We start from the raw sequence: 1,955 nt of genomic DNA on the forward strand, positions 1-1,955 counted from the left end.
GGCCGCGCCTGGATGGCCATACGCGAGGACGAGATCGCCGCCAAGGCGATGGGCATCAACACCCGCAACCTGAAGCTGATGGCCTTCGGCATGGGTGCCACCTTCGGCGGGGTGGCCGGTTCGATGTTCGGCGCCTTCCAGGGCTTCGTCTCACCGGAGTCCTTCAGCCTGCAGGAGTCGGTGATGATCGTGGCCATGGTGGTGCTGGGCGGCATCGGCCACATCCCCGGCGTGATCATGGGCGCCTTGCTGCTGTCGGCCCTGCCCGAAGTCTTGCGCTATGTCGCCGGCCCGCTGCAGGAGATGACCGGCGGGCGGCTGGACGCCGCCATCCTGCGCCAGCTGCTGGTGGCCCTGGCCATGATCGGCGTGATGCTCTTGCGCCCGCGCGGCCTGTGGCCCTCGCCCGAGCACGGCAAGGCCGCTCCGGTCCCGGCTTCGAAATAAGGAACACCGCCATGACTGAATCCGTATTGAACGTCGCCGGTGTCTCCAAGCGCTTTGGCGGCCTGCAGGCCCTGTCCGAGGTCGGCATCAACATCACCAAGGGCCAGGTCTATGGCCTGATCGGCCCCAACGGCGCCGGCAAGACCACCTTCTTCAACGTCATCACCGGCCTGTACACCCCGGACGCCGGCAGCTTCGAGCTCGGCGGCGCCCCGTACAAGCCCAGCGCCGTGCACGAGGTCGCCAAGGCCGGCATCGCCCGCACCTTCCAGAACATCCGCCTCTTTGCCGAGATGACGGCGCTCGAGAACGTGATGGTCGGCCGCCACGTGCGCAGCAAGTCGGGCCTGCTCGGAGCGATCTTCCGCACCCCCGGCTTCAAGGCCGAGGAGGCGGCGATCGCCAAGCGGGCGCAAGAGCTGCTGGACTACGTCGGCATCGGCCACATGAGCGAGTTCAAGGCCCGCACGCTGAGCTACGGCGACCAGCGGAGATTGGAGATTGCCCGGGCCCTGGCCACCGACCCCAAGCTGATCGCCCTGGATGAGCCCGCCGCCGGCATGAACGCCACCGAGAAGGTCGTGCTCAGAGAGCTGATCGACCGCATCCGCAACGACGGCCGCACGATTTTGCTGATCGAGCACGACGTCAAGCTGGTGATGGGCCTGTGCGACCGCGTCACCGTGCTCGACTACGGCAAGCAGATCGCCGAGGGCACGCCGTTTGACGTGCAGCGCAACGAGAAAGTGATCGAAGCCTACCTGGGCGCCGGTCACAAGGCTCACTGAACAAGCAGGAGAACAAACAATGGCAAAGAACATCCTGCTGCAGGTCACCGGCCTGAACGTGGCGTACGGCGGCATCAAGGCCGTCAAGGGCGTGGGCTTCGAGATCGGCGAGGGCGAACTGGTCAGCCTGATCGGGGCCAACGGCGCCGGCAAGACCACCACCTTGAAGGCCATCACCGGCATCCAGCCCGTGGCCGATGGCGACGTGCAATTCATGGGCAAGTCCATCAAGGGGCAGGGCGCCTGGGATCTCGTGAAACAGGGCCTGGTGATGGTGCCCGAGGGCCGCGGCACCTTCACCCGCATGACCATCACCGAGAACCTGCAGATGGGCGCCTTCGTGCGCACCGACAAGGACATCGACGCCGATATGGAGAAGGTGTTCAACATCTTCCCGCGGCTCAAAGAGAGAAGACACCAACTGGCCGGCACGATGTCGGGCGGCGAGCAGCAGATGCTGGCCATGGGCAGAGCCCTGATGGCCAAGCCCAAGGTCTTGCTGCTGGACGAGCCCAGCATGGGCCTGTCCCCCATCATGGTGGACAAGATCTTCGAGGTCGTGAACGACATCCACCAGCAGGGCGTGACGATACTGCTGGTCGAGCAGAACGCCAGCCGGGCCCTGGGCCTGGCCAACCGCGGCTATGTGATGGACTCGGGCAAGATCACCTTGAGCGGGGACGCGAAGGACCTGCTCAACGATCCCAAGGTGCGAGCCGC

Annotated in this window: 3 protein-coding genes; all 3 read left to right on the top strand. The window is 65.6% G+C overall.

From position 1 onward, the window contains the following. Positions 1–447 (top strand): branched-chain amino acid ABC transporter permease (locus DES47_RS28530; protein WP_133704191.1); only part of this gene is annotated, 447 nt, incomplete at its 5' end. A gap of 11 nt (positions 448–458) precedes the next feature. Next, on the top strand, positions 459–1,235 hold the full coding sequence (locus tag DES47_RS28535; RefSeq protein ID WP_133704192.1) for an ABC transporter ATP-binding protein: 777 nt from the start codon (positions 459–461) through the stop codon (positions 1,233–1,235). Positions 1,236–1,254: 19 nt separating this feature from the next. Further along, positions 1,255–1,955, top strand: a 701-nt coding sequence (locus tag DES47_RS28540; protein ID WP_133704193.1) for an ABC transporter ATP-binding protein, incomplete at its 3' end; no start/stop codon positions are given.

Source organism: Roseateles toxinivorans (assembly GCF_004362525.1).
GTDB classification, from domain to species: domain Bacteria; phylum Pseudomonadota; class Gammaproteobacteria; order Burkholderiales; family Burkholderiaceae_C; genus Paucibacter; species Paucibacter toxinivorans.